Source organism: Streptomyces typhae (assembly GCF_009755605.1).
Lineage (GTDB): Bacteria > Actinomycetota > Actinomycetes > Streptomycetales > Streptomycetaceae > Streptomyces > Streptomyces typhae.
Genome location: NZ_WPNZ01000006.1, coordinates 405,815 through 421,234, shown reverse-complemented (window position 1 = coordinate 421,234; position 15,420 = coordinate 405,815). Strand labels below are relative to the sequence as shown.

Here is a 15,420-nt window from a genome sequence, read left to right as displayed (position 1 = left end):
CACGCTCCCGTCGAGCCCGCTCCTCGGCGGTGAGACCGCCACCATCCGGATACCTCATACCTACGGCATAGCGAACCCGCACTCACCCGTCACCAAGCCGAGAACACCCACCATTAATGATCTCTAGCCGTGCACAGCACGGTGGGTCCGCTCCATCTACGTAGTCCAGGTGATGGTCTGACCCTCGGGAGAAACGGTGACCTCGAAGTGTTCGAGACCCGGCGCACCGTCGGATCGCCAGGCAGCCACCTGCTCTTCCACTGCGTCCCACAGGCGTTCTGTGCCGCCTTGCCGGACGGTCCAGGCGCCCTCCTTCTGCGTGAGCGCGGCCCACGCCCCGGACCCGACGTCCAAGAGGACGTGATCGGTGCCTCCGTTGTGCTGCAAGGTGAAGCGCTGGGCGCCTGGCGCGGCGATCTGCGCGACGAACCGCGTCGTCCAATCCTCCAGCACACCGGCACCGAGGACCGCGGGCAGTTCGTCCCCGGCGTCCATGTCGGGGAGGGTGCCGAGTGGCGGCGGGAGCTGTGGCCGCGCGAGCATGAACGAGATGCCACCGCCGAGGAGTGACCCGCGGGCGCTTCCGTCGTCGCCCACGGTCAGGCGGGCCAGTTCTGAGGAGTACAGCCACCCGCTCACGGTGGCCAGGATCAGCCCTCCCGGTCGGGTCTGTTCCACCCACGCGTACGGCACGCTGGTGAGGCCGCAGGTGGCGATGGTGCGGTCGTACAGGGCCCCGTCCGGGTGGCCGTTCAGGCCGTCCCCGGTCACCAGGTGCGGGTGGAAACCGGCTCGTCCCAGCGCGATGCGGGCCGCGCTCGCCACGTCTGCGTCGACCTCGACGGAGGTCACCTGGTCGTCGTCGAGACGGTGGCACAGGAGCCCGGTGGAGTAGCCGGTACCGGTTCCGATCTCCAGCACCTTGTGCCCGTCGGTGACGTGCAGGTCATCCAGCATTCGGACGACGAGTCCCGGCATGGTGCTGGATGACGTGGGGGCCCGCAGGATCTCGCCGCGGATGTCCGCGGGCACGATCGTCCCGGCGATCTGTGTGACCAGGGAGTCGTCGTAGCAGCGCTTGAGCCAGCGAGGATTCTCCGGCAGCACCGGGCTCCACGGGGTCGCTCATGGCCCGTTGACGCGCTCGAAGAACCCGCCGTGCAGGAACTCGTGCCGGGGCACACGCTCGACAGCGTCCCGCCACGACGAGTTGGCGGCGATCTTTTCGGCCAGGGCCAGGCGGAGCGCCTTGTCCTCGCTCATGTCGCGGTCTTCCTCTCCAGGAGATTGGCCATGGTCGCGACCATCGGCCGGCCGGTTTCCGCCTGTCGGGTAGGACCGCCGCATTGCTGCGGCGGTCCCCCCTCAGAACCGTGCGTGCCCGCTTTCCAGGCACACGGCTCAAGCAAGCCCCAAGGGCGTGCGTGGTGGTGCAGAAGCCGGGGGATTCCTGCGTTTTCTGGCCCGGAGGCTTCGACGGCAGGAGTCATGTACGAGGCGTGTTTGCGGTCCGTCCGGCATGCCACGCCGTCCATGGTGAGTGAGATAGCTGGCAGCTATCGCTCTGCGGACGATGTTCAGCCACCAACGTTCCCATTCACGCGGGGATTGCGGCGGCTGGTGGGCGGAGAGGATGTGATCCCCGCAGAGTGGACAGCGATTGTCCTGCCTGGCGAGCAGGTTCAAGTTGTAGCTGTCCAGCGGGGGTTTGACCTTCCTCCGCCTTTTGGCCCAGTAATCGCTCAGACCGGGGTCATCAGGTGATGCTCCACCGGCGACGAGCTGGTGCCGGACGATATTCGTCCAGGCGAACTTGACCACATGGAAAGTGCCGCCGCTTCTACCGACCTCGCTGCGGTCACCAAATACCCATTGGTCGTTTCTGAACTTATTGAACTTGCCGTAGTAGCGGCGCACAATCCACTTCTTCGGCTTGTTGGGGTGGGAGTGCTTCGCCCACTTATAGGTGAGCCGCCACACATAGGAGTCCAGTGATGAGAAAATCCAGCTGGACACCACCCCTCGGTAATAGGCCGCCCATCCTCGAATGATCGGGTTGAGCTTGGCGATGATCGCCGTCGCGTTCGATCCGCGAAGGTTGCGCATCTCGTCCGCGAGCCGTTTCCGTATCCGCTTTACCGCCTTGCTGCTTGGCGTGATGATCAGTTTGCAGTCGCGGAATCGGCGTAACGTGAAGCCCAGGAAGTCAAACCCTTCAGAGAGGTGAACGATGCGCGTTTTCTCCTCGTTGAAGGTCAATCCCCTGGGTGCCAGCCACGCTGCAAGCCGCGCCTTGACCTCATCCGCTTGCTGCCGGGAGTGGCAGCAAGCGACCATGTCGTCGGCGTATCGCACCAAGATTGGAGCCCCTCGAACTGTTTCCCCGGCGCTGGCGCCAGTTGTCAGATAGCGAACTCCGGCAGCTTCTTCCAACCCATGAAGTGCCACGTTCATCAGCAGCGGGCTGATCACACCGCCTTGAGGGGAGCCCTCTTCGGTTGGCGTGAGCAGGCCCTGTTCGACCACCCCTGCCTTGAGCCATCCTCGGATCATGTCCCTGGCGGGAAAGGACCCGATCGCCTCCAGCAGCGGTTCATGGCCGATCCTGTCAAACGCGGCGGACAGATCGGCATCCAAAATCCACAGCCGCCTGGCTCGGGAGCCCTTGAGCGTGGTATAGAGGGAACCGATTGCGTCCGCGCAACCACGACCCGGCCGAAACCCATATGACCTCGGCTCGAACCGCGCTTCCCACTCAGGCTCCAGCGCACTACGGACACGCGCCTGGTGGCATCGATCCATAATCACCGGAATTCCGAGCGGACGTTGCTTTCCATTGGCCTTCGGAATGTACACGCGCCGGACCGGCAATGGGTCCCAGGATGAACGAGTGTGGTGGACCCGCAGTGCCACCCTCATCCTGGCCTCGGGCGACAGAGCGGTTTCTCCGTCGATCCCGGCCGTCCGGCGTCCCGCATTGCGCTGGGTCACCTGCCGCACGCTGACCAGCGTGTTCGACCATGATCTCAGCATCAACTTCTGCAAGGACCGAACTGCAGCCCAGTCCTCTTCCGGCGTCGCCTTGAAGATCCTCCGCCTTAGCCTCACTACGCTTTCCTCGTGATACCGCCAAACGATGGCGTCCCACTCGGAAACGTCCTTGGGTCCGTTCACCTCTACGGTGTCCAACTTTCCCCTCGGTTCGTGAGACCTCATGGCCTCGACGTTCAAAGGCTCACCAGCCCACGTCAGCTCCCTTTCGGGTCCGGCCGTCAGGACCGGCATCCGGCCGGTTCCCCGCGACGACCGCCTGGAGGGGTGGTCATACTTCCCGGGTCCCGCTGCCTTTCGGCCGCCGGCATCTGCTTCTTGGGCTTCCTGTCCCGCCGAGGGATTCCGCCCCTCTTACGATCGGCCTACCGGGCTGGAAGGCCCGGACCTCGACGGGGTTTCCACGTTCCACGCATACGAGCAACGGCCGGGTTGGGCGCCCCTTATACCCCGGGGCCAGCGGTGTCCTCACGACCGATGGCTAGTATCCGGTCGCCGCTCGCCGCCTCCTCCAGCGGCCAGGCTCGCACCCTGGTTTCCATCCCGTCTCCCAAGGCTTGGGCTAACGAGGCATCAACAGGGGTTCACTTACGTTCGCCCGTCCGGCCTTCCCCTTGCCCGGTTGCTCCCCCGGACGGAGCGGGGGCCCTTGGGCTTCTTCCCTGGGCTCCGCACCCTCAGCAAGCAGGACCTGCGAGAGCACGCCAGGGCGGGGACTGACCCGAACACTGGTCAGGAACTACGCATCCGGCCTACATCCGGTCTCCAATCTGCGAGTTCACTCGTAATGCGCGACTTCGTGTCGCACCGAGCCAGGCCCACTGTCCCGAGGGGTTGCACTCCAGGAAGACCCATCGGCCTTCGCGGTCCACGGCGAAGTCGAAGCAGCCGAAGACCAGCCCACCTGGCCTGGCTCCGCGAGCGCAACATCGTCGCGCGCATCGCCCGCCCGGGAGTGGAATCGAGCGAACGGCTCGGCCGTCACCGCTGGAAGATCGAGCGGTCGATTGCCTGGCTGTTCGGCTACCGCCGCCTCACGGTTCGATACGAGCGCAAGGGATCGCACTTACTCGCCTTCCTCGGCCTCGCGGCCGCCCTGACCTGCTACAAGAAGCTCACGAAACACACCACGTGAGACATCCTCTTAGCGATCCTGGCCCGGAAATGCCCCGGAACAGCTGGTCAGAGGTGGGATACCAGTGAGAGATATCGGGAGTATAGGTGTGTTTCGCCTTACCGCTTAGCAGAGCGCTGTGAAGGGCGCCTGACAGGTAACTGCCCTGGTCAGGCGCCCTTTTCTCGCGCCTAGAAGAAGCCGAGCTTCTTCGGCGAATACGATACGAGGAGGTTCTTCGTCTGCTGGTAGTGCTCCAGCATCATCTTGTGCGTCTCGCGGCCGATGCCGGACTGCTTGTACCCGCCGAACGCCGCGTGCGCCGGATACGCGTGGTAGCAGTTCGTCCATACGCGGCCCGCCTGGATGGCGCGGCCCGCGCGGTAGGCGTTGTTGATGTCCCGCGTCCAGACCCCGGCTCCCAGGCCGTACAGGGTGTCGTTGGCGATCTTGATGGCGTCGTCGAAGTCGTTGAACGATGCCACGGACACGACCGGACCGAAGATCTCCTCCTGGAAGATCCGCATCCGATTGTTGCCCTCGAAGATCGTGGGCTGCACGTACCAGCCGCCCGCCAACTCACCGTCGTAGTCGATGCGCTGTCCGCCCGTGAGGACCTTGGCGCCCTCCTGCTGGCCGATGTCCAGGTACGAAAGGATCTTCTCCAACTGGTCGTTGGAGGCCTGCGCGCCGATCATCGTGTCGGTGTCGAGGGGATGCCCCGGCTTGATCGCCTCGGTCCGCGCGATCGCCGCCTCCAGGAACTCGCTGTAGTGACCCTGCTGGATCAGGGCCCGCGACGGACACGTGCACACCTCGCCCTGATTGAGCGCGAACATGGTGAAGCCTTCGAGCGCCTTGTCGCGGAAGTCGTCGTCGGCGGCCCACACGTCGTCGAAGAAGATGTTCGGGCTCTTGCCGCCCAGCTCCAGTGTGACGGGTTTGATGTTCTCCGAGGCGTACTGCATGATCAGCCGCCCCGTCGTCGTCTCCCCGGTGAACGCAACCTTCGCCACCCGTGGGCTGGACGCCAGCGGCTTGCCCGCCTCCACGCCGAAACCGTTCACGACGTTGACCACGCCCGGCGGCAGCAGGTCGCCGATCAGGCTCAGCCAGACATGGATCGAGGCGGGCGTCTGTTCGGCGGGCTTCAGGACGACCGCGTTCCCGGCCGCCAGCGCGGGCGCCAGCTTCCACGTGGCCATCAGGATCGGGAAGTTCCACGGAATGATCTGCGCCACCACACCGAGCGGCTCGTGCAGGTGGTAGGCGACGGTGTCGTCGTCGATCTGGCTGAGCGACCCCTCCTGCGCGCGGATCACACCCGCGAAGTAGCGGAAGTGGTCGATGGCCAGCGGGATGTCGGCGGCCAGAGTCTCCCGCACCGGCTTGCCGTTCTCCCAGCTCTCCGCCACCGCGAGCGTCTCGAGATTGGCCTCCATGCGGTCGGCGATCTGCCGCAGCACCGCCGCGCGCTCACCCAGTGACGTACGACCCCACGCGGGCGCCGCGGCGTGCGCCGCGTCCAGAGCACGCTCCACGTCCTCGGCCGTGCCACGGGCGACCTCGGTGAACGGCTGTCCGTTGACCGGGCTCGGGTTCTCGAAGTACTGCCCACGCGCCGGTGCCACGTACTCGCCACCGATGTAGTGGTCGTACCGGGCCTGATAGGAGACGACTGCGCCTTCCGTACCGGGCGCTGCGTAACGGGCCATCTTGACTGCCTCCCCGGACACGCTGCCCGCCGTTGGGCAGCTCTCCGAGGGAGGCTAGGAACGCGGAGGTTGCATGTACGTTGCGGTCCTGCGCCTGGGGCCTGGGGTCTGAGGTCTGGGGCCTGTACTTAGGTCGCATCGAGCGCGGGGCCGCGGGCTGAGAGTTGTCGCCTGAGGGCCGTGGGCCGTGGGCCGTGGGCTGTGGGTCGTGGGTCGTGGGTCGTGGGCTGTGGTCGGATGGCTATGGGCCGTTGGCTATGGGCCATGGGGCCGTGGCTTGTTGGTTGGCGGTTGGGCTGCGGGCTGGGTGCGGGCGGGGGGACTGTCGGTCGGCTGCTCGGCTGCTCGGCTGCTCGGCTGCTCGGCTGCTCGGCTGCGGCAACGAGCACGGAGCCGCTGACCGGCCTGGCGAGGGCGCTTCGGCTCAGGAGCGTCGGCCGTTCCTGGGCACGGCCTCGGCCGCCAACTCGTCGTCCAGGGCGCACAGCCGTGCCACGACGGGCGCCGTCGGCCGCACCGCCGCGAGCGCCCGCCACACCTCCACGTCGTCCTCGCCCCACGGCGCATGCACCCAGTCCGACAGGAGATCTGGGTCCCCCCGCGCAATCAGCGCCGCCCGCACCTGGTCCGTCAGCCTCCGCCGCAACCGCGCCACCGCGGGTGCCTGCGACCCCGGCAGCAACGGCCCCGGGTACGCGGACACGGCCGCCGTCACCGCCCCGCAACCCAGGCGCCGCTCGACGGTCACCACGTCCGACGTGACCGGCGCCCCGAGCCGGTAGGGCCGCGACCGCAGCACCTCGGGTCCGAGCACCTGCCGCAGCCGCGCCAGCTCCGCCCGCAACGTCACCGGCGTCACCGACTCGTCCTCGTACAGCGCGCACAGCAACTCGTCACCGCTCAGCCCCTCCGGGTGCCGGGCCAGCAGCACCACGATCTCGCTGTGCCGCCGGCTCAGCCGCACCTTGCGGCCGCCGACGACGAGCGTCGCCTCGTCCCGCCCGAGCGCGGTCAGCTCCAGTGCTCCGTCATCCGCCACGGGCGGCGCCAGCAGGGCGAGGTGCGACTCCGCCGCTCGCGCGACCGCCTGGACGAACGCCAGGCTGTGCGGATGCGCCAGGCCATCCCCTCCGGTGATGTCCACGGCACCGATCACGCGGCCCGACCGGGGATCGTGCACCGGCGCCGCCGCGCACGTCCACGGCTGGACCCTGCGCACGAAGTGCTCTGTCGCGAACACCTGCACCGGCCGGTCCACGGCGACCGCCGTCCCCGGTGCGTTCGTTCCCATGGCCGACTCCGCCCACCGTGCCCCGGCCACGAAGTTCATCCGCCCCGCCAGCGCCCTTGTCGCCGGATGTCCTTCGACCCAGAGCAGCCTGCCGTGCCCGTCGCACACCGCAAGCAGGTGCTCTCCGTCCTTGGCGAAGCCGCCCATCAGCTCACGGAACAACGGCATCACCCGCGACAGCGGATGCTCCGCCCGGTACGCACCCAGATCTCCGGCTGTCAGCTCGACCGCGGCTCCGGTGTCCTCGGGGCTGACCCGTGCCCGTGCCGAGCGGCGCCAGGACTCCGCCACCACCGAGCGCACGGGCCGCTCCACGGTGCCCGCCGCCGTGAACCGTTCGTGTGCGACACGGATGGTGCGCACCCGCTCGGCCGGGTCGGTGCCGGGCTCCAGGGCCACCCATGGATCGGTCAAGTCGAGCCTCCCGGGACGGCGATGCGGTGCTGCCATCGTCACCCCGGGAACAGAAGCCGACAAGCGTGCGTGCACAGGCTCCGGGTGATGTCGAGCCGTTGTCTGCCGTTGTCTGCAGTTGCCTTTCGCGCTGTGTCGTGGGCTGCTGATCCGCGCTGCGGTGCACCCCTCCTGGCGTAGGCGATGCTGCCGTGGTCAGGTCTGGCGGCCTTGCCGTCACGGTGGACGGAGCCGTCATGCCACGTTGACCACGCGTATATCAGGCCACGTTGACCATGCGTATATAGCGTGTCCAGTCCCAGTACCGGCCGGGATCGGTGTGCGTGGCGCCCGGCACCTCGGAGTGGCCGATGATGTACTCACGGTTCTTGGGGATGCCGTACTTTTCGCAAATGGCCGAGGTCAGGGCGGCTGACCGTTTGTACATTGCGTCAGTGAAGTATTCCGGTCGGTCCACCCACCCTTCGTGCTCGATGCCGATGCTCCGTGTGTTGTAGCTCCAGTTGCCGGCGTGCCAGCCGACGTTGCGCTCGCGGACGCACTGCGCGATGTGCCCGTCCGTAGAGCGGACCACGTAGTGGGCGGAGACCTTCTTGGCCGGGTTCTTGAAGATGGCGAGGGTGTCGAGGTACGTCTCCTGTGTGACGTGAATGACCACGTAGTCGATCGGATAGCTGGTGGGGCGGTTCGAGGCCGTGTAGTTGGAGGTGCTGGCCGGGACCGACTCGGCCCCCGGGTAGTCGACTGCGCGAGGCCTTGCGACCGCGGGGTGCGGCCTCGTGGTGAGAAGCGCAGCGGGGATCGCGGCGAGTGCCGCGCCCCGGAGCAGGCGGCGTCTGCTCGGCCTGAGCGTGGGGGTGCGAGTGCGCGCGGAGGAAGAGGCACGGACCTGCGCGGGGACAGGTGCGGGTGTGGATATCGCTGTGAGTGCGGATGCCGAGTTCTGAGTGGTGTTCGTGTTCTCGGCGCTTCCCGTGTTTTCAGTACTGTCCTTGTTCCCAGTGCTGCCCTTGTTCTCAGTGCCTTCCGTGTTCTCAGCGCTGCCCGTGTTTCCCATGCTGCCCGTGCTCGCAGCGCTGCCCGTGTTCTCAGTGGTGCGATCCTTCTCAGCGATGCCCTTCGATCGGTCTCTTGCTCGATCCATGGCTGGTCTGCCTCTCGGTGGGGGAGCAGCTGATCGGCACTCTGCTTGCTGCATTCGGCGCCCCTGAATCAGCCAGACATGCGGTTCGCGCCTTGGCCGGGGCGGCCTCGCACGAATTACGTTACGGCGCCTGTCCGTTGAGGTGGAAGGGCTTGTCGCGCATCTGTGGACGCGACGGCGCTTGTGGAAAAACCGGTCACTCGTTCGGGCGATGTGAACTCATGAGAGGTTCAGACCAGTGGCGTTGGTGTTCAGCTCCTGAGGAGCCTGAGGAGCCTGAGGAGCCTGAGGAGCCTGAGGAGCCTGAGGAGCCTGAGGAGCCTGAGGAGTTCTAGGAGGACTTTCGACGGCGGGCCGTCGCCGCCCGGCACTGCCGTCCTCCTCGCCTTGCTCCCCCTCAGGCAACTCCCACAGGATCATCGAGCACCGAGCCGATCACCGCGTGCGCCGCACCGAGCAGTGGTCCGTCCGGGCCGAGGCGGGAGACGGTGACGGTGCAACCCGGGCCAGCGATGCGTCGGCCCAACTCGGCCTCCAAATAAGGGAGGAGCCACGGTGCGAGGCGTGACAGGGCTCCTCCGAGTATCACCGCGCGCGGATCCAGGAGATTCACCGCGCCCGTGAGGGCGATGCCCAGTGCCGTCCCGGCCTCCCGCAAAGCCCCCCGCACGCTCTCGTCCCCTTTTGCGGCACGCGTGGCGAGCAGCCCGACGCGGTCGGTACCCGGTGCCAGGCCGGCCGCTCGCAGCACGGCTTCCTCGCCCGCGTACTGCTCCAGGCAGCCTCTGCCTCCACACGGGCACTTCGGTCCGTCCGGCCACACGGGGACGTGCCCCAACTCTCCCGCGAAGCCGCGGGTTCCGCGGAGCAGGCGTCCGTCGACGACCAGTGCGGCACCGATGCCGATCTCCGCCGACACGTGCAGGAAGTCGGCGGGCGGCGCCGTACCGAGCCACAGCTCCGCGAGGGCGCCGAAGTTCGCTTCGTTGTCCACGACGAGGGGCAGTCCCGTGGGCAGCAGCGCACCGACGTCCGTGTCGCGCCAGCCGAGGTTGGGCGCGCGGGCAACGGTGTGCGAGTCCCGAGCGACCAAGCCCGGAACGGCGATCGCCAGGCCCGCCGGCCGCAGGCCCTCCTGCTCGGCTTCGGCGATCACCTGCCGTACCAGTGACATGAGATCGCACAGCACGGGGCGCGGGGCACGCCCCCGGTTGTCGACTCGCCGCCCTGCACGCGCGCGTACCGCACCACGGAGATCGACCACGCATACGGCCAGATGATCGACACCGACCTCCGCTCCGACGCCTGCGGGCCCTTGCGCGCTGACGGCGAGGGCCGAGCCGGGACGCCCCACCCGGCCGGGGCGTTCGGGGCCCAGCTCCTCCAGGAGCCCCGCGCGGGTCAGTTCGTCCACCAGCGTGGACACGGCGGCACGGGTGAGGCCGATCCGAGCCGCCACCGCCGCCCGGGAGAGCGGGCCGTGGGCGGCGACGGCGTGCATGACGCGTGACAGGTTGCGGCGGCGCATCCCCTGCTGGGTGTCGGGCAGCCCTGCCCTCCGCGCGGCGCCGAGCGGTCTGCCCCGCTCCATGTCCTGCCGCCCCGCGCCCTCCCGGCCCTTGTCCTGCTGCTCCCTACCGTGCTGCGCCGTACTCTCCTGCGCCGTACCCTCCCCCTCCGTACCGTGCTGCGCCGTACCCTCCCGCCCCGTGCCGCCGCGCCTCGTACCGTCAAGCCCCATGAACCCCGTCCGCCCCGCGACGCGTATCACCCTCAGAGACCTCACCGGCCCCGGGAACTGTGCCGACCTTATGATCCCCGCTCAGCAAGGGCGCGGCACCGGAGAGGACGGACGTGATCCTGGAGAGGGCTTCCTCGTCGCGTTCCACGGCGTCGAGTACGGAGCCGCGCGCGGTCCCCCAGCGCCGCGCCACCGCGGCCGGGTCCTCGCCGGCCAGCAGCCCGGCAGCCTGCGCCGCGGCCCCCAGGGCGACGAGTTCACGGGCCTCAGGGATCTGCACCGGCCTACCGGAGAGGCGGCGTACCGTCTCCTGCCAGGCCGTGCCCCGGGCGCCGCCGCCGATGAGGAGCAATGGTTCGGAGCGGTCGGCCTCGGCGTCCAGGACGGCGTCCAGGGCTCCCAGGAGAGCGTGGACGGCCCCGTCGTACGCCCCTTGGAGTACCTGCCCTGGCGTCGTGTCGTGACGCAGGCCGTGCAGCATCCCAGAAGCGTGAGGCAGGTCCGGTGTGCGCTCGCCGTCCAGGTACGGGAGCACGGTCACCGTCCCGCCGGGGCGCACGGCATCCCGATCGAGGCCGATCAGGGCGGCCATCCGGTCGATCGCGAGCGTGCAGTTGAGGGTGCAGGCCAGCGGCAGCCACGCGCTGCGCGCGTCTGCGAAACCGGCAACCGTTCCGGTCGGATCCGCGGGGCGGTGTTCGGAAACGGCGTAGACGGTGCCGGACGTGCCCAGGCTGAGCACCGGTGTGCCGGGGCGCAGGCCGAGGCCGAGGGCGGCGGCAGCGTTGTCGCCGGTGCCGGGAGCCACCAGCGTGCCCTTGGAGAAGGGCAGCTCCCCGTCGGTGTGCACCGTGCCCGCGACCTCGCCCGAACGCACCACGCGCGGCAGGAGCGCCGGGTCCAGGTCCGCCAGGCGCAGAATCTCCTCGTCGTAGGACTCGGTGGCGGACGCCCACCATCCCGTGCCGGAGGCATCGCCGCGGTCGGTGGTACGGGAGCCGGTGAGGCGGTACGTGAGGTAGTCGTGGGGGAGGAGCACGGCGTCCGTGGCCTGTGCCGACGCGGGCTCGTGCTCGGCGAGCCAGGCCCACTTCGTCACCGTGAACGAGGGCGTGGGCACGCTTCCCACCCGGTCGGCCCAGACCTCGGAGCCGCCCAGGTCCTCGACCAGCCTCCGGGCCTGCGGCGCGGAGCGCATGTCGTTCCACAGCAGCGCCGGCCGCACCGGCCTGCCCCCGGCGTCCAACGTGACGAGGCCGTGCTGCTGACCACCCACCGACACGGCAGCCGCCTCCCGGGCGGCGGCGCCGCACTGGCGCAGCGCCTCGCGGAAGGCGTCCCACCACTGCTCGGGGTCACTCTCCCGGAATGTTCCCGGACTGACCGTGTGGGGTGCCTGGCCGCTCGCCACGACCTCCCCGGTGGCCGCGTCGACGACGAGGGCCTTGGTGGACTGCGTGGAACTGTCCACACCGACGACGAGGGGGCCTGATGGCGCTGATGACATCGACGACTCCGTTCTGGCGGCTCTCCCGGACGTGCGTTCCGGGAACGTGCTTCCTTCGACCTTCCCAGCGGTGTCCCGGGATACTAATTTGTCAATCGCCATGACGAAATAGTCGAACCGTCGGCGAGGAGTCGTACATGAACTACCGGCCCACCCGTGAGGACAAGTTCAGTTTCGGCCTGTGGACCGTCGGCTGGCAGGGCAGGGACCCATTCGGAGACGCCACCCGCGCCCCGCTGGACCCCGCCGATTCCGTACGGCATCTGGCTGAACTGGGTGCCTACGGAGTGACCTTCCACGACGACGACCTCATACCGTTCGGGACGTCGGAAACCGAACGCGACGGTCATGTCAAGCGCTTCCGGCAGGCCCTGGACGCGACCGGTCTCGTCGTGCCGATGGCGACCACCAACCTGTTCACGCACCCCGTGTTTAAGGACGGCGCGTTCACAGCCAACGACCGCGACGTACGGCGCTACGCACTGCGCAAGACGATCCGCAACATCGACCTCGCGGTGGAGCTCGGTGCGCGCACGTACGTCGCCTGGGGCGGCCGGGAAGGCGCCGAGTCCGGGGCCGCCAAGGACGTGCGCGACGCCCTGGAGCGCATGAAGGAGGCCTTCGACCTGCTGGGTGCCTACGTCACCGAGCAGGGTTACGACCTGCGGTTCGCCATCGAGCCCAAGCCGAACGAGCCACGCGGCGACATCCTGCTCCCCACCGTCGGGCACGCCCTCGCGTTCATCGAACGCCTGGAGAGGCCGGAATTGTACGGAGTGAACCCCGAAGTGGGCCACGAGCAGATGGCGGGACTGAACTTCCCGCACGCCATCGCCCAGGCCCTGTGGGCCGGCAAGCTCTTCCACATCGACCTCAACGGGCAGAACGGCATCAAGTACGACCAGGACCTGCGGTTCGGCGCGGGCGACCTGCGCGGTGCCTTCTGGCTGGTCGACCTCCTGGAGAGGGGCGGTTACGACGGTCCGCGCCACTTCGACTTCAAGCCTCCTCGTACGGAGGACCACAGCGGAGTGTGGGCGTCCGCGGCCGGCTGCATGCGCAACTACCTGATCCTGCGTGACCGTGCGGCCGCCTTCCGCGCGGACCCCGATGTCGTCGAAGCCCTACGGGCGGCACGTCTGCCGGAGCTGGCACGGCCGACCGCGGAGGACGGACTCGCGGGTCTGCTCGCCGACCGGGGCGCTTTCGAAGCCTTCGACGTGGAGGGGGCCGCCGCGCGGGGTATGGCCTTCGAGCGGCTCGACCAGTTGGCCACGGAGCACTTGTTGGGCGTCAGGGGCTGAGAGCGGCGACGGTGGACCCGGCAGCCGCCGTCCGGCCGTGCACTCGTACAGGCGCTCCACTGGATGCAGGATCGACGCAGGAAGAGCAACTTCTCCTTAGGGGTCGCTTCTTGGTCGGTTCGCGGCGACTCTCAGTGGTATGGCCATGCCGCCGCAACCACCGCAGCCCCCTCGTCCGCCGGGTGACGCGCCTCCACCGGGAAGTGGCGGCTTCGGCCCGCCACCCGGTGGCTACGGGCCGCCCGGTGGGTACGGCCCACCTCCGGGCGGGTACGGACCCCCTCCCGGGGACGACGGCGGGCCTCAGCAGCCCCCGCCGGGCGGCCCGCCAAGACGCCGCCCCCTGTTCCTCCTGCTCGTCGCCCTCGTGGCCGTGGGAGTCGTCGTCGCGGTCGTTCTGCTGGTCACCGGAGGCGACGACTCCCCGGACAAGAAGAGCCCTTCTGAGAGCAGCAGAAGCAGCAGTTCCAGGCCCACGCCGACGCTGAGCGTCCCGTCGGAGTTCCCCACAGACCTGCCCAGCGACATCCGGACCAGGTTGCCCAGTGACATCCGCACCCGGTTGCCCAGCGACATCCGGACCCGGCTGCCGAGCGACTTGCCGACCAGCCTCCCCAGTGGCCTTCCGACACTGCCCACAGAGCTGAACGGCAGGTTCGACATGCCGGGCCCGTCCGCCACCGGCGAGCTGCCCTGACAGGCGTGTGACCGCCCTCCTGAAGAGGACGGTCACATCGATCATGGCTCGGTGGGAGGGGTGTTCACAGACCCTTGGGGAGCCTCACGTAGGTCACGGTCGTTCTGATGCCGCTGTCCACCAGGCGGCCGTTCTTGTCGAAGGCTTCCGGGCCGTCGGTCATCCCGAAGTCGTTGTCGTTGATCAGTGCCAGCGTGCGGCTGTCCACGCGGGCCACGCCCTCGATCTTGCCCGGTACCCCGGCGACAGTGCGCAGATCGACGGCCAAACGCTTGGGCAGCACGGGCACCCCGGACGCGGCCGGGTCGTCCAACTGCTCCAGGGAGGGGCGGGTCGCAGCGTCGTCCCACCGGTCACCGAGGATGTCGGCACTCCTGGTCAGGCGTACGAGCTGCAGCCGGGCCGCCTTGTCGGTGCGCTCCTCGACGAGCAGCCGGTCCCGGCCCACGGCGACCAGGGAGGAAATCTTGAGCTCGGAGGTGTCGTCCTCGCCCGGGTCGACGATGCCGACCGGGTCGAAGCGGTACGCGTACTCGGCGGTGACCGCCTGCTTCTCGGGCGAGAACCGCAGCAGTCGCGTCGTACGCGAGCTGTCGCCCGCGTCCCCGTCCGGCAGGGACAGCGGACTCTGGACCGCCATCATCAGGTCGCCGCTCGGCAGGAGAGCGAGCCCTTCGAAGCCGCGGTTTATCTTCCGGTGCAGCAGTACGGCAGGCAGCTTCTCGGCCACCGGATAGTCCGCGCCCCGCAACTTCAGCCCCTTGGGCACATAGCGCTTGATGACCTTGCCGCGCGCGGAGACGTGGACCAGAGAAGGTCCGTACTCGTCGACCAGCCAGAAGCTGCCGTCCTTGGCCCGCACGATGCCTTCGGTGTCCAGGCCGTTCGGGTCGTAGTGGAGAGGCTTACGGGCGTCGTACGCGTACGGGGCCTCGTCGCGCTCCTTCTGGTTCGGCAGACCGGTGACGGCCTTCCCGGAGCGGGTGGTGACGGGCAGCGCGTCGACGACCTTGACGGAGCGTCCGGACACCCGGATCTTCACGACGGCCGGGTCGAAGCCGGGCACGGGGAACGTCCGCCGCTTCTTCCCGTCGACCTTGATCTGCCCGTTGGGTCCACGGTCGGTGACTGTCCAGAACTCACCCTTGCGGCCGGCCGGATATATGTCACTGCCTATGCCGCCGAGGTTCACGCCACGGTCGTCGCGCACGGTGCCCGGCAGCAGACGGTTGCTGAAGCCTCCCAGAGGTATGGTCCCCAGCTTCGCGGTGGCGGTCACGCGAGGCGCGGCCTGCCTGCTGCGGCCCTCGCCGGACGTGTCCGTCTGGGCGCCTACGGCCGTACCGGCCACCGCGACCGCGGTCAGCAGGGCGAGCGGCGCGCCGAGGGTGAGAGAACGGCGGACACGGCGCCGGCCTGCGGCGTGCGGGGACATCGGGCCT

General features: G+C 68.6%; 10 protein-coding genes and 2 pseudogenes. 3 read left to right on the top strand and 9 right to left on the bottom strand.

The genetic code is table 11. The features are described 5' to 3' along the window. Window positions 1–156 precede the first annotated feature (156 nt). The 3 genes from tgmC to ltrA form a co-directional block, all read right to left on the bottom strand. Complete coding sequence (tgmC, locus tag GPA10_RS13975; protein WP_343040798.1) at window positions 157–1,107, bottom strand: ATP-grasp peptide maturase system methyltransferase; 951 nt, start codon at window positions 1,105–1,107, stop codon at window positions 157–159. 18 nt (window positions 1,108–1,125) lie between these two features. Beyond that, window positions 1,126–1,263 carry a hypothetical protein gene (locus GPA10_RS42435; protein ID WP_246259068.1) on the bottom strand — a complete coding sequence of 46 codons (138 nt, stop codon included), beginning with the start codon at window positions 1,261–1,263 and terminating at the stop codon, window positions 1,126–1,128. 138 nt (window positions 1,264–1,401) lie between these two features. Continuing rightward, window positions 1,402–3,174, bottom strand: coding sequence for a group II intron reverse transcriptase/maturase (gene ltrA / locus GPA10_RS13970; protein ID WP_343040797.1), 1,773 nt, complete (start codon window positions 3,172–3,174; stop codon window positions 1,402–1,404). Window positions 3,175–3,943: 769 nt separating this feature from the next. On the opposite strand from ltrA, the pseudogene GPA10_RS13965 reads away from it, so the two are divergent. After that, window positions 3,944–4,186 (top strand): annotated as a pseudogene (locus GPA10_RS13965) (IS5/IS1182 family transposase); the annotation flags it as partial. Between the two features lie 170 nt (window positions 4,187–4,356). Here the strand turns inward: GPA10_RS13965 and adh are convergent. From adh to xylB, 5 genes and pseudogenes are all read right to left on the bottom strand, one after another. After that, a complete protein-coding gene (gene adh / locus GPA10_RS13960) occupies window positions 4,357–5,880 on the bottom strand; it encodes an aldehyde dehydrogenase (protein WP_157165768.1) in 1,524 nt (507 codons plus the stop codon). A 424-nt stretch (window positions 5,881–6,304) separates the two neighbouring features. Continuing rightward, complete coding sequence (locus GPA10_RS13955) at window positions 6,305–7,585, bottom strand: GAF domain-containing protein (protein ID WP_157165767.1); 1,281 nt, start codon at window positions 7,583–7,585, stop codon at window positions 6,305–6,307. Between the two features lie 259 nt (window positions 7,586–7,844). Then, complete coding sequence (locus tag GPA10_RS13950) at window positions 7,845–8,414, bottom strand: N-acetylmuramoyl-L-alanine amidase (RefSeq protein WP_198351602.1); 570 nt, start codon at window positions 8,412–8,414, stop codon at window positions 7,845–7,847. 712 nt (window positions 8,415–9,126) lie between these two features. Beyond that, the gene (locus GPA10_RS13945; protein ID WP_157165765.1) at window positions 9,127–10,320 is read right to left on the bottom strand and encodes an ROK family transcriptional regulator; all 1,194 of its coding nucleotides are present in this window, start codon (window positions 10,318–10,320) and stop codon (window positions 9,127–9,129) included. A 223-nt stretch (window positions 10,321–10,543) separates the two neighbouring features. Further along, window positions 10,544–11,977 (bottom strand): annotated as a pseudogene (xylB, locus tag GPA10_RS13940) (xylulokinase); the annotation flags it as partial. 137 nt (window positions 11,978–12,114) lie between these two features. Between xylB and xylA the strand changes: the two are divergent. Together xylA and GPA10_RS13930 are read left to right on the top strand one after the other, a co-directional pair. Then, window positions 12,115–13,281, top strand: coding sequence for a xylose isomerase (gene xylA / locus GPA10_RS13935; RefSeq protein WP_157165764.1), 1,167 nt, complete (start codon window positions 12,115–12,117; stop codon window positions 13,279–13,281). A 367-nt stretch (window positions 13,282–13,648) separates the two neighbouring features. After that, a complete protein-coding gene (locus tag GPA10_RS13930) occupies window positions 13,649–13,978 on the top strand; it encodes a hypothetical protein (protein WP_198351595.1) in 330 nt (109 codons plus the stop codon). Between the two features lie 64 nt (window positions 13,979–14,042). Here GPA10_RS13930 and GPA10_RS13925 read toward each other — a convergent pair whose 3' ends face one another. After that, a complete protein-coding gene (locus tag GPA10_RS13925; protein ID WP_157165763.1) occupies window positions 14,043–15,413 on the bottom strand; it encodes an esterase-like activity of phytase family protein in 1,371 nt (456 codons plus the stop codon). Between the last annotated feature and the right edge of the window lie 7 nt (window positions 15,414–15,420).

Bases quoted from the DNA above. Each gene is read 5' to 3' on its own strand.
- GPA10_RS42435 (WP_246259068.1), bottom strand. From the start codon at position 1,263: ATGAGCGAGGACAAGGCGCTCCGCCTGGCCCTGGCCGAAAAGATCGCC.
- GPA10_RS13945 (WP_157165765.1), bottom strand. From the start codon at position 10,320: ATGGAGCGGGGCAGACCGCTCGGCGCCGCGCGGAGGGCAGGGCTGCCC.
- GPA10_RS13925 (WP_157165763.1), bottom strand. From the start codon at position 15,413: ATGTCCCCGCACGCCGCAGGCCGGCGCCGTGTCCGCCGTTCTCTCACC.
- adh (WP_157165768.1), bottom strand. From the start codon at position 5,880: ATGGCCCGTTACGCAGCGCCCGGTACGGAAGGCGCAGTCGTCTCCTAT.
- xylA (WP_157165764.1), top strand. From the start codon at position 12,115: ATGAACTACCGGCCCACCCGTGAGGACAAGTTCAGTTTCGGCCTGTGG.